At 60.1% G+C, this 15,236-nt stretch carries 12 protein-coding genes and 1 riboswitch; of the genes, 3 read left to right on the top strand and 9 right to left on the bottom strand.

Annotated features, from left to right (window positions below; all coding sequences use genetic code 11):
- Positions 1-86: 86 nt before the first annotated feature.
- Genes glyS through ACR0M3_RS09785 form a run of 3 tightly spaced genes read right to left on the bottom strand, consistent with a single transcriptional unit; the run spans position 87 to position 4,060 of the window.
- Positions 87-2,306: a glycine--tRNA ligase subunit beta gene (gene glyS / locus ACR0M3_RS09795; RefSeq protein WP_480910491.1), complete on the bottom strand. Its 2,220-nt coding sequence runs from the start codon at positions 2,304-2,306 to the stop codon at positions 87-89.
- A 9-nt stretch (positions 2,307-2,315) separates the two neighbouring features.
- Positions 2,316-3,563, bottom strand: a complete 1,248-nt coding sequence (gltS, locus tag ACR0M3_RS09790) for a sodium/glutamate symporter (protein WP_480910488.1) — start codon at positions 3,561-3,563, stop codon at positions 2,316-2,318.
- Entirely contained in the window at positions 3,539-4,060 is a 522-nt protein-coding gene (locus ACR0M3_RS09785; RefSeq protein ID WP_480910485.1) for a DUF6446 family protein, read from the bottom strand. The genes gltS and ACR0M3_RS09785 overlap by 25 nt, the downstream gene beginning before the upstream one ends.
- A gap of 78 nt (positions 4,061-4,138) precedes the next feature.
- On the opposite strand from ACR0M3_RS09785, the gene ACR0M3_RS09780 reads away from it, so the two are divergent.
- The gene (locus ACR0M3_RS09780) at positions 4,139-4,771 is read left to right on the top strand and encodes a MarC family protein (RefSeq protein WP_480910482.1); all 633 of its coding nucleotides are present in this window, start codon (positions 4,139-4,141) and stop codon (positions 4,769-4,771) included.
- Between the two features lie 5 nt (positions 4,772-4,776).
- Here the strand turns inward: ACR0M3_RS09780 and ACR0M3_RS09775 are convergent, their stop codons facing one another.
- On the bottom strand, positions 4,777-5,709 hold the full coding sequence (locus ACR0M3_RS09775; protein ID WP_267363360.1) for a glycine--tRNA ligase subunit alpha: 933 nt from the start codon (positions 5,707-5,709) through the stop codon (positions 4,777-4,779).
- Between the two features lie 207 nt (positions 5,710-5,916).
- Here ACR0M3_RS09775 and ACR0M3_RS09770 point away from each other — a divergent pair, with 207 nt between their 5' ends.
- The gene (locus ACR0M3_RS09770) at positions 5,917-7,656 is read left to right on the top strand and encodes a serine protease (RefSeq protein ID WP_480910480.1); all 1,740 of its coding nucleotides are present in this window, start codon (positions 5,917-5,919) and stop codon (positions 7,654-7,656) included.
- 67 nt (positions 7,657-7,723) lie between these two features.
- On the opposite strand, the gene ACR0M3_RS09765 is transcribed toward ACR0M3_RS09770, so the two are convergent.
- The 5 genes from ACR0M3_RS09765 to metZ form a co-directional block, all read right to left on the bottom strand.
- Positions 7,724-9,298, bottom strand: coding sequence for a thiamine pyrophosphate-binding protein (locus ACR0M3_RS09765; RefSeq protein WP_480910478.1), 1,575 nt, complete (start codon positions 9,296-9,298; stop codon positions 7,724-7,726).
- Entirely contained in the window at positions 9,298-10,746 is a 1,449-nt protein-coding gene (locus ACR0M3_RS09760; RefSeq protein ID WP_480486008.1) for a TrkH family potassium uptake protein, read from the bottom strand. Before ACR0M3_RS09760 ends, ACR0M3_RS09765 begins: the two co-directional genes overlap by 1 nt.
- Positions 10,747-10,805: 59 nt before the next feature.
- Positions 10,806-11,444 (bottom strand): hypothetical protein, encoded by a 639-nt coding sequence (locus tag ACR0M3_RS09755; protein ID WP_480557301.1) that lies wholly within the window; start codon positions 11,442-11,444, stop codon positions 10,806-10,808.
- 283 nt (positions 11,445-11,727) lie between these two features.
- Positions 11,728-12,831, bottom strand: a complete 1,104-nt coding sequence (gene folE2, locus ACR0M3_RS09750) for a GTP cyclohydrolase FolE2 (RefSeq protein WP_480910475.1) — start codon at positions 12,829-12,831, stop codon at positions 11,728-11,730.
- A 247-nt stretch (positions 12,832-13,078) separates the two neighbouring features.
- The gene (gene metZ / locus ACR0M3_RS09745) at positions 13,079-14,269 is read right to left on the bottom strand and encodes an O-succinylhomoserine sulfhydrylase (RefSeq protein ID WP_480910473.1); all 1,191 of its coding nucleotides are present in this window, start codon (positions 14,267-14,269) and stop codon (positions 13,079-13,081) included.
- A gap of 60 nt (positions 14,270-14,329) precedes the next feature.
- A riboswitch (SAM riboswitch) is annotated at positions 14,330-14,407 on the bottom strand.
- Between the two features lie 123 nt (positions 14,408-14,530).
- Here metZ and ACR0M3_RS09740 point away from each other — a divergent pair.
- Positions 14,531-15,229: a glutathione S-transferase N-terminal domain-containing protein gene (locus tag ACR0M3_RS09740; RefSeq protein WP_480910470.1), complete on the top strand. Its 699-nt coding sequence runs from the start codon at positions 14,531-14,533 to the stop codon at positions 15,227-15,229.
- Positions 15,230-15,236: the final 7 nt, after the last annotated feature.

Raw genomic sequence — 15,236 nt, 5'->3', positions numbered from 1 at the left:
AGCACCTTTTGGTTTGCGTGCAGCATAAGCGCTTGCGCCCTTCACGCAAGTGCGTTGTGGGCGCGCCTGCCAGCGCGCCCGGTCGTTTACCCTTCGATCCGGGTCAGATCGGCCACGCTGGAGCAGATCTGCCGGATCTGGCTGAGCAGGTTCAGCCGGTTGCGGCGAACAATATCATTGTCGGTGTTGACCTGCACATCCTCAAAGAACGCATCCACCGGTCCGCGCAGCCCCGCCATGGCGGCCATGGCCGTGGGGAAATCTTCGGATGTCAGCGCGGGTTCGATTTTTGCCTGAGCTGCGTTCAAGGCCGCAAACAATGCCTTTTCGCTGTCGGTTTCGGCGAATTTCACATCCGCACCATAGGAATATTCCACCCCATCCTTTTCCTCGGCCTGGGTCAGGATGTTGTTTGCGCGCTTGAAACCCTGCACAAGGTTTTCGCCATCTTCAGTCGCGATCACCGCGTTCAGCGCGCGGGCGCGTTTGACCAGCAGATTGAGGTCGTCATTGCCGTCCATCGCGATACAGGCATCGATGACGTCGTGACGGATGCCTTCGTCGCGGAGGAAGACCTTGAGACGGTCGTGAAAGAAGGAGAGGAGATCGTCGGATGCGTCGGGGATCTTCTTTTCTAGGCTCAGGAAATCGGCGCCCGACACTTCACCCAGCCTTTCCTTGACAGTCTGGAAGGCTGCGCCAAACACGCCGTGATCTGCGATTTCATCCAAAAGTTCGTCAACGTTTTCCGCCGCCAACGCCTCGTTTGCAGCGCTTTCAGCACGCAGCAGCTGTCCGTCGAAAAACCGATCCAGATGCAGGCGCAGGTCATTGTCGAGCACCAACCGGATAACCCCAAGTGCCGCACGGCGCAGGGCAAACGGGTCTTTCGAGCCGGTAGGCTTTTCATCAATCGCCCAGAACCCCGCCAGCGTGTCCAGCTTGTCGGCCAATGCAACGGTCACCGACAGCGGAGCCGTGGGCACATCATCCGACGGCCCCAAAGGCGAGTAGTGCTCTTGCGCGACAGCAGCCACGGCGGCATCTTCACCTGCCGCTTTGATGTAATACCGCCCCATAAGGCCCTGAAGTTCGGGGAATTCGTAGACCATTTCCGAGCTGAGGTCGGCCTTGGCCAGGCGCGCGGATTTTTCAGCCTGATCGGCATCAGCTCCGGTCACTGGGGCCAGTTCGCGGGCCAGGGCGGCGATGCGCCCGATCCGGTCGGCCTGCGTTCCCAGTTTGTTGTGGAAGGTGACGTTTTCCAGCGCGCGGGTCCATTGTGCAATGTCCGATTTGGCAATGCGCAGGTCATTTTCCCAAAAGAACTTGGCATCGGCCAGACGGGCCGACAGCACTTTCTGATTGCCCGCCAGAATGGTCGCGCCATTGTCAGCGGTTTCGCGGTTCGCAACAGTGACGAACCGTTCAATCCGGCCCGTTTTGGGATTGCGGACCGAGAAGAACTTTTGGTGTTCTTTCATCGAGGTTTGCAGCACCTCGGGTGGCAGGTCGAGGAATTCGTCGTCGATCCGCCCCATCAGGACAACCGGCCATTCGACCAGACCGGCGACCTCGGCCAGCAGGCCCTGATCTTCGACCAGTTCAAGACCGGCGGCAAAGGCCATGTTCTGGGCGTCGTTCCAGATGTGCCGGGCGCGTTCCTCGGGGGACAGGACGACAAAAGCCCGCTTCAGCTTGGCCGCGTAATCGTCGAAAGACGTGACCGAAAAGCGGTTGGGCGCCATAAAACGGTGGCCTGCTGTGGTGTCGCCGGACGAAATGCCGTCGACATCCATTGGAACCACCTGCGCCCCGGCCTCATCCGTCAGAATGCACAGGATCGAATGCAGCGGACGCACCCAGCGCAAGCTGCCACTGCCCCAGCGCATGGATTTTGGCCAAGGGAAATTGCGGATGGTGGTTTCGAGCACTTCGGCAATGATCTCGGCCGCGGGGCGACCAGCCTTTTCGATGGTGGCGAAATAGATGGCCCCCTTGGGGGTTTCGCGTTCTTCCAGCTGATCACGGGTCAGGCCCGCGCCGCGCAGAAACCCTTCGATTGCTTTATCAGGCGCGCCGACCTTTGGACCCTTGCGTTCTTCCCGGATGGTGGGGCTTTTCGCCAGCAGCCCTTCGACCGCCAGCGTCAGGCGGCGAGGCGTGGTCAGGGCGGCTGCGTTTGCATAGGTCAGACCGGCCTCGACCAGACCATCGGTAATCCGCTTTTTCAGATCCTCGCCGGCACGGGCTTGCATCCGTGCGGGGATCTCTTCGGAGAACAGTTCGATCAGCAGGTCGGGCATTGTCGGTCCTTAGAAATTGACGATCGTCTGAATGACGATGGCATTGGCGATATCCACAAAAAAGGCGGATACAAGGGGCAGCACGATAAAGGCAATAGGCGATGGGCCATATCGCTTGGTCACGGCTGTCATATTTGCGATAGCGGTGGGTGTGGCCCCCAACGCAAAGCCGCCAAACCCGGCGGCCAGTACAGCAGCGCGATAGTTGGACCCCATGACCGGGAACAGCACCCAGAGGACGAAGAGCACCGCGAACACCGTCTGCGCTGTCATGATCACTGCAATGGCCATGCCCAGCTGCGCGATGGTCCAGAGTTGCAAGCTCATCAGCGACATTGCAAGAAACGCGCCCAGCGCAAATTCCGAAATCAGCGCCAGCGACGGTGTGCGCGACACTTTCGGAGCATCGGGAAACAGCGCGTCCCGCAGATTGGCGATCACGATGCCCATGATCAGGCAGGGCACGAACAGCGGCAGTTTCAGCCCGGCGGCGGCAATTGATTCATTCAGCGCGTATCCTGCGATGATCGCCAGGTTCAGGTGCAGCAGGACGCGCATGACGGTCAGATGATCGATGCTTGTGGTGTGCCCGTCATGCTCATCCGGCAATCCGACGCTGGGTTCTTCGTCAGGGCGGTCAGGCGTCAGGCCGCGCCGTTCGACCAGCAGGCGCGCGATCGGGCCGCCAACCAGCGCGGCAAGCACCAATCCAAGGGTGGCGACGGCCACACCCAGTTCGGTCGCGCCGTCAAGCCCCGTTGCCTGCGCCACATCCGGCGCCCATGCGATTGCCGTACCGTGCCCACCGATCAGGGCCGCCGATCCGAACAACACACCGGCCTGTGCGGGATAGCCGAAGATCACCGCCCCAGCCGCGCCAATCACATTCTGAAAGACTATCGTCGTCAGAGTGAGAATCAAAAGCAAGATTAACGGCTTACCGCCCGCAATGAGGTCAGACAGACGGGCGTTCAGGCCGATCCCGGCAAAAAACAGGACCAGCAGGAAATCGCGGGCTGTCAGGCCAAAGGACAGTTCGATCCCGAAGACCAGATAGAGCGTCAGAACCACCAGCGAGGCCAGCAGGCCCCCTGTCACGGGTTCGGGGATGTTGAAATTGCGCAGGGTAGCGACACGGGCATTGATCTCGGCCCCGATCAGATAGACCGCAAACCCCAGAGTGGCCGTCAGGAAATCGGGGATTTCTATGACATGGCCCACGGTCTGCTCCTTCAGTTTTCCGGGCGCGGCGGACATTCCTCGCCCACGACGGTACCGTCATAGGCTTTTTCACCGCAATTGTTCAACGCGTGCCAGACATAACCCTTGCCATCTTCGGTGATCGCCACGATCCGGTCGACGCCGAAATGGATGTTCTTCACCCCCATGAACGCCCGCGCCTGCCCGGATTCAAGCGCATCCGCCAAAGACACCGCATCGTAGCATTCAAACCATCCCGGTGCGGTCAGGGGTTCGGAGTTTTCGACAGGCACGTATCCAGCCATCTGGTCCGGCGACAATTCGGTCTCGAAACAGGCGCGATACCGAATAGGCGAACTGTCGGCGTCGATAGCCTGAAACCCGGAATAGGCGATGGGTTCCGGCACACCGTTCGCATCCGTCATCAGGGCAACGTCCTGCCCCGGTTGCGGTTCGACCTCATAATAATAGCCGTAGACCTGTAGATAATACATGCCGAGGCCTGCCACGATGGCCGACAGCAGCAGAAGAATTGCCAGCAGTTTTCCCGTCATCTTTCAGGCCGCCTCTTTCAAGTTCTTGTAAAATAGGACAGGTTTCATCGGGGAACAGGCAGAAACGAGGTCTACACGATGGAATCCACCTTTGCCGTCGGATTTTTCGGCGCATTGTTTGCGATCATGAACCCGGTCACCAACCTGCCGGTGTTTCTGAGCGTCACTCAGGACCTGTCCGCCGCCGAACAGCGCAAGATAGCGGTCAAAACCGTGATCTACTGCCTGATCCTTGGCGGTGCCTTTGCCCTGGTCGGCAGTCAGGCGCTTGGCCTTTTTGGCATCAGCGTCAATCATCTGCGCGTCGCCGGTGGTCTGGTTGTCATGATGATCGGTCTGAACATGCTGAACGGACACGAAAGCACCTCTCATCACGGGACGAAGGGGGAAAAGGACGCTTACCCCGAACCCGACACCGTCGCCTTTTATCCGCTGGCCTTTCCAATTCTGGTAGGCCCCGGTACCATCACCACGCTGATCCTGTATGCACACCAGATCAAGAAGCCCATAGAAGCCCTTGTTTATGCAAGTGTATTCCTTGCCGTTGTTGGCCTGCTTCTGATCACGTTCTGGAACGCGGCCTGGCTGGCCCAACGCCTGTCCGACACCGCGCGCGTGATCATGAGCCGCTTTATGGGGATGATTCTGGCGGCTATCGCCGTCAGCATGATTGCGGACGGCCTGAAAGCCCTGTTGCCGGGACTGGCCTGATCGCCTCATCCGGCGCTGAACCCGGCCGCCTCGGTCTGCACAAAGGCATCCGCGCATTGCTTGGCCAGCGCCCGCACGCGCCCGATATAGGCCTGCCGTTCGGTGACCGAGATCACGCCCCGCGCATCCAGCAGGTTGAAGATGTGTGACGCCTTGATGCATTGGTCATAGGCCGGATGCGCCATGATGATGCGCTTGCCGGTTTTCGGGTCGTCATGCGCCTGCGCCAGGATCGTGGCGCATTCAGCCTCGGCCTCTTCGAAATGGCGCAGCAGAACCTCGGTATTGGCCACGTCAAAGTTCCAGCGGGCGTATTCCTCTTCCGTCTGCTTGAAGATATCGCCGTATTTCAGCGGGCTGGGTGATTGCGGATCGTTGAACGGCATGTCCATCACGTGGTCGATGCCCAGCACATACATGGCCAGACGCTCGAGACCATAGGTCAGCTCACCCGAGACAGGCGTGCAGTCATGGCCGCCGACCTGCTGGAAATAGGTGAACTGGCTGACTTCCATTCCGTCACACCAGACTTCCCAGCCAAGCCCCCATGCGCCCAGTGTGGGGCTTTCCCAGTCGTCTTCGACAAAGCGGATATCATGCAGATCCATGTCGATGCCAATGGCCTGAAGGCTGCCCAGATACAGCTCCTGCAAATCCGGAGGGCTGGGTTTGATCAGCACCTGATACTGGTAGTAATGCTGAAGCCGGTTCGGGTTTTCGCCATAACGCCCATCCGTGGGACGGCGCGACGGCTGAACATAGGCTGCGGCCCATGCCTTGGACCCCAGCGCCCGCAAGGTGGTTGCGGGATGGAACGTCCCTGCCCCGACCTCCATGTCATAGGGTTGCAGAATCGCACAGCCTTTCGAGGCCCAATAGGACTGAAGCCTGAGGATGATTTCCTGAAATGAACGCGGTGCGCTGGTCGGTTCGGTCATGACATTCCCTCTGGGCGCCCCGTGCGCCCGGTTCCGGTCGGTTTGGCCCTTCCTATGCAAGGGGCCGAGGGGCGTCAACGGGGCTTTGGGCTGTGGCTGTATCTGCGCGGCCACACCACAAATTCCCCGCATTCTCAGCATGGTATTTGGCAAATGAAATCGCGTATTCTGCACCTCAGTACAAACACCGCATAACACGGGCAGACAATGACACGCGTATTTTCAGCAATTCTTTTGTTTCTTCTGGTCGGCCTGCGCGCCGCGACCGCACAACAAGACCCCGGCGTCTGGGTTCAGGTCGAGGCGCAGCCCTCGCTGCGCGAAGCGCAGGACCGGGCGCAAGCCTATGCCAGCACCCTGCCCGATGTGAACGGATTTCGGCTGAACAGTGGCTGGTATGCCATCGTCATTGGCCCCTATTCGCGCGGCGATGCCGAGCAGGTTTTGCGCGTATACCGGGCCGAGGGGCAGATCCCGCGTGATAGCTTTGTCGCGTTTTCAAGCGCGTTAGGGCAGCAATTCTGGCCCGTCGGCGAAAACGCGATAAACCGCGACGTCGCAAGCGCGCCGACGGAACCGGCAGCACAGGCGGAAGAACCCGTGGCGGTTACGACCCCACAGGTTTCGGATGAAACCCGCGCACAGGCGCTGCAATCCGAGCGCCTTTTGACCGCGCAGGAACGGAAAGACCTGCAAACGGCCCTTCAGGCGGCGGGTTTCTATAATTCGACCATTGATGGTGCTTTCGGACAGGGAACCCGCCGGTCGATGGGCGATTGGCAGCGGTTCAACGGCTATGAGGTGACGGGCGTTCTAACCACGGTGCAGCGCAAGGCCCTGATGGATGAATACAACGCGCCGCTGATCTCGGCCGGGATGGACCGGTATTCCGATGACGCGGCCGGAATTGCGCTGGACATGCCGTTGGGTACAGTCAGCTTTGACCGCTATGAGGCACCGTTCGTGCATTTCAAAAGCGCCTCGGATCTGAACACCCAGGCCCTTTTGATCAGTCAGGAGGGTGACAAGAACACGCTGCGCGCCCTTTACCAGGTGATGCAGTCGCTTGAAATTGTTCCGCTGAACGGCCCGCGTGAGCTGGGCCGCGACCAGTTTACCCTTGAAGGGCGCGGCAATGGGATCGTTTCATTCACGCAGGCGCGGCTGGCCGATGGGAAAATCAAGGGCTTTACGCTGGTCTGGCCCGAAGGGGACGAGGCGCGCCGCCTGCGTGTTCTGGCTGCGATGGCGACCAGCCTGAGCACGACGGACGCGGTTCTGGATGCCGCCGCCGGTGCGGATGCGGAACAGCGCATCGATCTGGTCTCGGGTCTTCAGATCCGCAAGCCGCGGCTGTCGCGGTCGGGCTTTTTCGCTGGCGCGGACGGCACGGTTCTGACGGTGTCGGAAGCCGCCGAAAGCTGCACCCGGATCACCCTGGAGGGGGATCAGGAGGTTCAACTGGCGCTGACGGACCAGGAGCTTGGTGTTTCGGTCCTGCGCCCTGCAAAAGCCCTTGCACCGATGAGTGTTGCTGCTTTCAGTACCACCCAGCCGCGCATCCAGTCCGAAGTGGCCGTATCCGGCTTTTCCTATCAGGGGGCTTTGGGCGCACCGACGCTGACCTACGGCCAAATCGCGGATATCCGCGGCCTGAACGGCGAGACAGGTGTCAAACGGCTGGCGCTGAACGCTCAGCCCGGAGATGCGGGCGGGCCGGTCTTCAACGACAGCGGCAACGTGGTTGGTATGCTGCTGCCCACACCGTCCGAGGGGCGCACCCTGCCCGCATCGGTCAGCCTTGCGGCAACGGTCGAGCGGTTGACAGAAATCCTTACGAAAGCCGGCGTTTCCGGTCAGTCAAGCGAGGAAACCACCCGGATTTCCCCTAACGAGCTGAACCGGCGCGCGACCGGAATGACGGTTCTGGTGCACTGCTGGGACTAAGCCCGCGCAGACATTGAAACCAGACGTTGAAACACCAAAGCGCCGCATGAAGATGCGGCGCTTTTTGTTACAGAATTTCCGGGGTCACGTGGATCAAGGTCGGGACAGGCGCATCAAACGCCGCGCGAACCGCGCTCTGCATCTCAGCCAGAGATGAAGGGGCTGAAGAACGTGCGCCAAAAGCCTCGGCCAGTTTGCAGAAATCCGGGTTATGCGCCACCACCGCATTGGGCGCGATCTGGCTGCGGACCATACTGTCTTCGATTTCTTTCAGCTTGCCATTGTCCCACAGGATGATCGGCAGCGACAAACCCAGTTCGACCGCAACACCCAGTTCCTGCATCGTATAGTGGAACCCGTAATCCCCGGCGATAACCGCCGTTGGTTTGCCGCGCCGCGCCACCGCGCCGCCAATTCCGGCCGGCAGACCATAGCCCAGCGTTCCGAACCCGGTCGGATGATGCCAGTGATGCGGATAGGCCATGTCCAACACCTCTTTCGCGACATAGGCGAATTGAGTCATGTCGGAATAGATCATGGTACCTGCGGGCATCGCCGCGCGCAGCGCATCGGCCACTGCTACAATTCCGGGCCGTTCGGCATCCACCTCGGCCCGCCACCGGGCACGGGTTTCGGAAATTTCGTCGGGCGACCAGCCGGTTGCCGGTTTCAGGTTTTCGGTCGCCTGCCACAAGGCGCGGGCAAAGCTTTCGCTGTCGGTCTGCAGTTTGATCGCGGCGCGATGGTGGTCGGACAGGACTTCGGGATCAAGGTCAACCCGGATCAATGTTGCCGAATGCCCAAGGTCGCTGCGCCACAGATCGACCTCGCCCAGTTCGGCGCCGACCGCGATGACCAGATCCGCCGAGGCGATAACCTCGGCGCTGCCGGGGCGCGGCAGGGATGCGCCGAAGTCCAGCGGATAGTTTGCGCTTGGCAGCCCGCGCCCTGCATAAGTGGTAAAGCATGCAGCCCCAAGCTGTGTCAGAATCTGCCGCCAGTCGCTGGATTTGCAACCGCCCCCCAGAATGAACAGCGGCCTGCGCGCAAGGTTCAGCATCGAGACAACAGGCGATACGTCAGGCGGCAACGCTTTGGTGCGCAACGCGGGCTGGTTGGGGAAAGGTGCCGGATCAGCCTCGGCCTGCAACTGCGCGATTGGCACCTGAATGTGCTTGGGGCGCGGGCGCGACAGCTCGAATTCTTCAAAGGCGCGTTCGACCAGCGCATAGGCGGCCTCGGCCGTGTTGGCCTGTGCCGACCAGTCGGCAACGGTTCCGGCCGCAAGGCGCTGGTCCTTCATCTGGTGCAACTGGCCGCGCAGGGCCTGTGTTTCATCAAGGCAGGACGACACCACCAGCATCGGCACCGAGTCGCTGTAGGCTTGCCCGATCGGCGACATGATGTTGCACAGGCCGGGCCCGGTGATCACATAGGCAACCCCCGGCTTGCCGGTTGCGCGGGCATACCCATCGGCCATGAACCCCGCCCCCTGTTCGTGACGGGCCAGAACATGTTGGATGCCAGCCTCTTCGATGCCGCGGTACATTTCCTGATTGTGAACGCCGGGTATGCCAAAAATCACGTCCACGCCACGATCCTTGAGCATATGCGAAATCTGCGCGCCAAGGGGTCTTTTCATCAGCCTCTCCAGAATTGAACGGTGAAGATCGCGTAAACGGCCAACAGCTCGAGCCGCCCGACCAGCATCCCGATTGTCAGCAACCATTTGGCCGTGTCGTTGAGATTTGCGAAATTGCCCGCTGGTCCGATCTGATCGCCCAGACCGGGACCGACATTGGCCAGCGCGGTCGCCGCCCCGGAAACGGCTGTGATGAAGTCCAGGCCGGTCAGCGCCAGCGCCCAGGACAGCACGCCCATCGACAGGACGAAGAACATGAAAAAGCTCATCACCGAGGTCAGAACGCCCTGCCCCACGGGCCGCCCATCATAGAGCGGCACAAACACGCCATGCGGAGACCTGATCCGTTTGATCTGACTTTTGATCGAGGCAAACAGCAGTTGATAGCGGAATATCTTGATCGAACATGCAGTCGATCCCGCGCAGCCGCCAATCAGGCCGATCAGGAAGAACATCATGATCGGAAAGCTGCCCCAGCCCATGTAATCGACACTGGCATAGCCGGTGCCCGAGATGATCGAGGTGATGTTGAACAGAGATTCCCGAAACGCCTGTTCCCAGTGATGCGGAAAGACCGATGTCAGGAAAATCGACATGATGATGACCAGAACCAGAATGGTCGCCAGAAACGCGCGAATTTGACTGTCTTTCCACAGGGACGCTGTATGGCCGTTTGCCAGCTGGACATAGCGCACAAAAGGAAGCGCCGCCAAAATCATGAACACCGACGCCGCATATTCGGCGGGACCCGAGAAGGTTCCGAACGAGGCGTCATAGTTCGAGAACCCACCGGTCGAAAGCGTTGTCAACGCATGTACCAGCGCATCGAAAAAGTTCATTCCCAGACCGGCGTAAACCAGCGCGCAAACCAGTGTCAGGAAAACATAGATGAGCGAAATCTGACCCGCGATCTCTTGCGCGCGAGGCAGGATTTTACCCATTGTTTCAAAACCTTCCGAGCGGAAGATCTGCATGCCGCCGACACGCAGTTCGGGCAGGAACACCATGGCGACAACGATGATCCCGATACCCCCCAGCCATTGCAGGATACCACGCCACAGCAATAGCCCCTGCGGCAGGGTATCCAACCCGGAAATCACCGTTGAACCTGTTGTTGTCAGGCCGGACATCGCCTCGAAATACGCATCGACAAAGCGCAGCTCGGTTTCACCGAACAGAAACGGAATTGCCCCAAACAGGGGCAGCGCCGCCCAAACACCGGTTGTCAACAGGAAGGTCTGGCGGATGGTCAGCCCTTCGCCCACACCGTTCGAGCAGCTCATCGCCAGAACGGTCCCGGTCAGCGTTGTAATAATGGCGCTTTCCAGAAATACCGGCCATTCGCCGCGCCCCTCGATCAGGTCCGCGAGCATAGGCAGCAGCATGGTCGCCCCAAGAATGGCGACCAGCAAGCCAATCACATATCCGACCGGGCGAAGATCCATCATGACGCGCAGGGTTGGCGTGCCAACCCGACCGTGTCAAGCAGATGATCCCGGTTTACCTGTCAGTTTTTGACATCTGTTCCGGGCATCACAGGCGGTTTGGACGGGGCGCGTGATTTTCGCGCCTGCGGTTTGCGCGGTTCCGTCGCCGGGGCTGGTTTCGCCTGCACCTTGGCCGGGGCAGGATCGGCCTGTGTCGGCCTGACCTGCGCTGCCTGAACGGGCGCCGGTGTCGCAGGGGTGGGCTTGGGCGTTACGGGCGACACGGTTTCGGTCGCAGGTGTCGCCGCGGATTCAACAGGCTTCACTGCTTTTTCATCACTAACCGCTGGTGTCGGTTTGGCTGCCGCCGGGGGTGCCGCCGTGGGCCGCGGGCTGGCTGAAAACTCAACCGGTTTGACCGCCGGCTTGGCCGGTGCAGGTTTGCGGGCCAGCTTTTTCTTGGCCGTTGACGATTTCACCGGTACGCGTTTCGTGCGCGCCACGGCAGGTTTGGGTTTGGCCGCCGGTTTTTCCGCCGGGGCTTCCACCACTGGACCCGGTGCTGATGCTGCCAGATGCAGGGCGTGGACCGGCACCATCGGCAGTTCAAGCGCCGAACGGGTCATGATCTGTGCAATCTTGATCTGGTTGACGATCGCATAGCCAGCCATGCGTATAGCCGCGGCCTGAAGCTCCAGCGGTTGGGTAATCGGATTCATTCCATAGATCTCCTGTGAAAACGATGCAGCCAGAAAAGTAAGGGTAAAGCGCCCTGCCCGCTCGGGGGGTCCGGGCGGAGGTTGGGGTCTTGCAGTCCAAGGCGTCTCACGTCTCGGCTTCCTTTCGGGTGACACACCATTGAGCGCGCCGGTGTGCCGAAGCTGCATTCCCCGTCAGGATACAGGAGTTTTTCACGCAATTGCAGCATTTTTGCTGCGCTGCGGCGAATGAGCGCCGATCAGGTAAATCTCTGATTAAATTCTAGCCACTTACCCGAGACGTTCAGCCAACGTGAAACAGGGTCGTGAACAGTTTCGGGTCAAGGCTGGACGCGGCGAAGGTTGGGCCTTCGGTCAGAATCGACACGGCGTCATGGCTGTGCAGGCTTTCCTGATGGCTTGCGACAACGCGAAAATCACCGACGTGATGATCTGCCAGCAACTCGGCACAAAACAGGCGCGCGGCATCTTCGACGAAGATCGGATTGGCTGCGTTCAATTCGGCGAAAGCCTGTTCATCTTCGCGCTTCACCATCACCTGCGTTTCCGTCGGAACCGCACGGCGGCACAGCGCAATCAGGTCTTCAAACCACAGGCAATCCGCATCGCAATCCACGACAACCGAAATCCGCGCGACGGAGCGCTGCGAATGCGGCGTCGCCAGCTGACCACGCATCGACCGGGCATGTTCGCTGAGTTCCAGCGAACAGGGGCAGGTCGAGGAATAGACATAGTCAAGGTGCATGATCTTCTGACGCACACCGTTCTGTTCGACCAGTTCCAGCGCGATGTCGTAATACTGGTAGCCTTCAAGGCCCGAGCGCAGGCTTTTGATCCTGTCCGGGTAGGAAAAGCGCATCTGGATACGGGCGTCGAAGCTGTCCAGATCGGACATGTAATCGTCCAGAGCGGATTCCATAACCTCAAAGCTGAACGTCCGTTCCGCATGTTTGTAGAAAGACCGCATGATCCGGGACATGTTGATGCCCTTTTTCTCGGCTTCAAGGCTGACGGTACCGGTGATCGAGGTTTCCAGCGTCAGGTCTTCGCCCTCTTTCCGGTGGAACCGGATCGGTAGGCGGAAGTTCGAAATACCCACATGTTGAATCTGCTGTTTGGCCCCACGGATCAGGCTGGACGGGCCGTTCTGCAAATCCGGCAAGGATGCGCGGTACGCCGCATCGACGGTAAAGTCATCGGGGTAGGAGCGCGAAAAAGGCGGATAGTTGCCCGCTGCCAAACCGGGCAGCAGCCGGGCCACAGCCGGGTCAAGCTGGTTTATCTCGGCTTCCGAAGCAGATTTGGCCCATTGCCGCAAAACGTTCAAAGCCTCGGCGGCCTTGTCCCGATCCGGTTTTTCATCAATGTCGCGCGGGTGAACGTTCATCAGCGGCAGTTCCTTGGTTGGTCGTCGGACTATATATGACTGATGGTCTATTACCAGTCTAACCCGATACGTCGGCAATAGCAGCCCGGATTGAAAAATCCGGCGCAAAACCGTCATCTCGCAACAGTTAGCGCCTTTTGAAGGTGGGAACAGCGGGTGGCACGCCTGTCAGCCGCCCAAAACAAAGTGGCCGCGTGGGCAGGCAGCCTGCCCCCCCACGCACGAAAAGGGCGCGTGGGGCTTTGGTTTATTTCTGCGAGGCTTCCAACGCTTGCTGAATGTCGGCCAGCAAGTCACCGGCATCCTCAAGCCCGACGGAAAAGCGGATCAGGCCCGGTGTAATGCCCAGCTGGTCCTTCTGAACATCGCTGAGACGCTGGTGCGTTGTTGTCGCCGGGTGTGTCGCGATGGATTTGGCATCGCCCAGATTGTTCGAAATCACCGGGATGGTCATCGCATTCAGGAAGGCGAAAGCCGCATCCTTGCCGCCCTTGATGTCCAGCGACAACACGGTTCCGCCCTTGCCGCCCAGTTGGGTCTGAACCAATGCGTTCTGGGCATGGGTTTTCAAACCGGGGTAAAGCGTCCGTTCCAATGCCGGGTGCCCTTCCAGCGCCTCGGCAATCTTTTGCGCGCTTTCGGCCTGCGCATTGACCCGCAGCGCCATCGTCTCAAGGCCCTTGAGCATGATCCACGCATTGAACGGGCTCAGCGCGCCACCGGTATGCTTGAGATAGGGTTCAACGGTTCCGCGGATGAAGTCCTTGGTTCCGATGATCACACCGCCCAGCGCACGGCCCTGCCCGTCGATATGCTTGGTCGCTGAATAGACGACCACATCCGCGCCCTGCTGGATCGCGCGTGAGAACACCGGGGTCGAAAACACGTTGTCCACCACCACAACAGCACCGACCGCATGGGCCAGATCGGCCACAGCAGCAATATCGATCACCTCAAGCGTGGGGTTCGACATGGATTCAAAGAAAACGGCCTTGGTGTCCGGGCGGATTGCAGCCTTCCACTGCTCCAGATCGGTGCCGTCCACAAAGGTCACTTCCACGCCATAGCGGCTCAGGATGTTTTCAAGGATATAGAGGCACGAGCCGAACAGCGCCTTGGCCGAAACGACATGGTCCCCGGCTTTCAGCATCGAGGTCAGAGCGCCGTTGACGGCGGCCATGCCCGAGGCCGTCGCAAAGGCATCTTCGCCACCTTCCAGCGCCGCGATGCGTTGTTCGAACATGGACACGGTTGGGTTGCCGTAACGGGCATAGATGAACTCGTCGGGGCCACATTCCAGAAACCGGGCCTCGGCCTGTTCCGCGCTTTCGTAGACGAAACCCTGCGTCAGGAAAATCGCCTCGCTCACCTCGTTATACTGGCTGCGACGGATGCCGCCATGGACGGCTTGGGTGCGTTTGTTCCAGTTCTCGCTCATCTCATTCCTTTCAGCCTCGGGGGAGGCAAACAAAAAACCCCAGACGCGGCCAAGCGAAAGGGGTCTTTCATCCTGACCTTTTAGCGGTGTTGTTTAGCGTGGCCCGCAATCCGGTAACAAATCGCCACGTAGCTTCAGGATCGCAATACGCCTCGGGCGGTTCGCGGTCAAGCCCGGCCTGCGGTTCGGTCACGCTTTCGTAAGCGGTACTTGCCGAACCGGCAGAAACCCGCATGATCCCCGTCAACACCAGGAGAACACATGGCTGACCCGATTGATCTGTATTTCTGGCCCACACCGAACGGCTGGAAAGTTTCCATCGCCCTGGAGGAGATGGAGCTGCCCTACACCACCCATCTGATCAATATCGGCAAGGGTGACCAGTTCGACCCCGCGTTCCTGAAAATCGCGCCCAACAACCGGATGCCCGCCATCGTCGATCCCGACGGGCCGGACGGCGCACCTGTTTCGGTTTTCGAAAGCGGCGCGATCCTGATGTATCTGGCCCGCAAGACCGGGCGGTTCTATGGCACGACCGAACGCGACCGGATCGCGGTCGAGGAATGGCTGATGTGGCAGATGGGCGGCGTTGGCCCGATGGCCGGTCAGGCGCATCACTTCCTGAAATACGCCCCGCAACTGGACCCGCCGCAGGACCTGCCCTATGCCAAGGACCGCTACCGCGCCGAGGTCGCGCGCCTGTACGGCGTACTGGACAGGCGGCTGGCCGAAAACGAGTATGTCGCGGGCGATTTCTATTCCATCGCCGACATGTCGATCTGGGGCTGGGCCAGCCTGTGGGAAGGCCAGCAGCAGGTGCTGGAGGACAAACCGCACTTTGCCCGCTGGCTGGAGACCGTCAGCGCCCGCCCAGCCGTTCAGGCCGGACGCGCGCTGTATGCCGAGTTGCGAGGGGATCATCGGGACAAACAGGCACAGAGCGTTTTGTTCAAGCAGTAGGTTTGTT

The organism is Ruegeria sp. O5, assembly GCF_056535105.1.
Note: the sequence above shows the minus strand (reverse complement) of the source record. Positions and strands in the feature narration are given on the sequence as shown.

Excerpts from the sequence above, each read along its gene's own strand:
- glyS (WP_480910491.1), bottom strand. The coding sequence starts at position 2,306 with ATGCCCGACCTGCTGATCGAACTGTTCTCCGAAGAGATCCCCGCACGG.
- gltS (WP_480910488.1), bottom strand. The coding sequence starts at position 3,563 with ATGTCCGCCGCGCCCGGAAAACTGAAGGAGCAGACCGTGGGCCATGTC.
- ACR0M3_RS09785 (WP_480910485.1), bottom strand. The coding sequence starts at position 4,060 with ATGACGGGAAAACTGCTGGCAATTCTTCTGCTGCTGTCGGCCATCGTG.
- ACR0M3_RS09780 (WP_480910482.1), top strand. The coding sequence starts at position 4,139 with ATGGAATCCACCTTTGCCGTCGGATTTTTCGGCGCATTGTTTGCGATC.
- ACR0M3_RS09775 (WP_267363360.1), bottom strand. The coding sequence starts at position 5,709 with ATGACCGAACCGACCAGCGCACCGCGTTCATTTCAGGAAATCATCCTC.
- ACR0M3_RS09770 (WP_480910480.1), top strand. The coding sequence starts at position 5,917 with ATGACACGCGTATTTTCAGCAATTCTTTTGTTTCTTCTGGTCGGCCTG.
- ACR0M3_RS09765 (WP_480910478.1), bottom strand. The coding sequence starts at position 9,298 with ATGAAAAGACCCCTTGGCGCGCAGATTTCGCATATGCTCAAGGATCGT.
- ACR0M3_RS09760 (WP_480486008.1), bottom strand. The coding sequence starts at position 10,746 with ATGATGGATCTTCGCCCGGTCGGATATGTGATTGGCTTGCTGGTCGCC.
- ACR0M3_RS09755 (WP_480557301.1), bottom strand. The coding sequence starts at position 11,444 with ATGAATCCGATTACCCAACCGCTGGAGCTTCAGGCCGCGGCTATACGC.
- folE2 (WP_480910475.1), bottom strand. The coding sequence starts at position 12,831 with ATGAACGTTCACCCGCGCGACATTGATGAAAAACCGGATCGGGACAAG.
- metZ (WP_480910473.1), bottom strand. The coding sequence starts at position 14,269 with ATGAGCGAGAACTGGAACAAACGCACCCAAGCCGTCCATGGCGGCATC.
- ACR0M3_RS09740 (WP_480910470.1), top strand. The coding sequence starts at position 14,531 with ATGGCTGACCCGATTGATCTGTATTTCTGGCCCACACCGAACGGCTGG.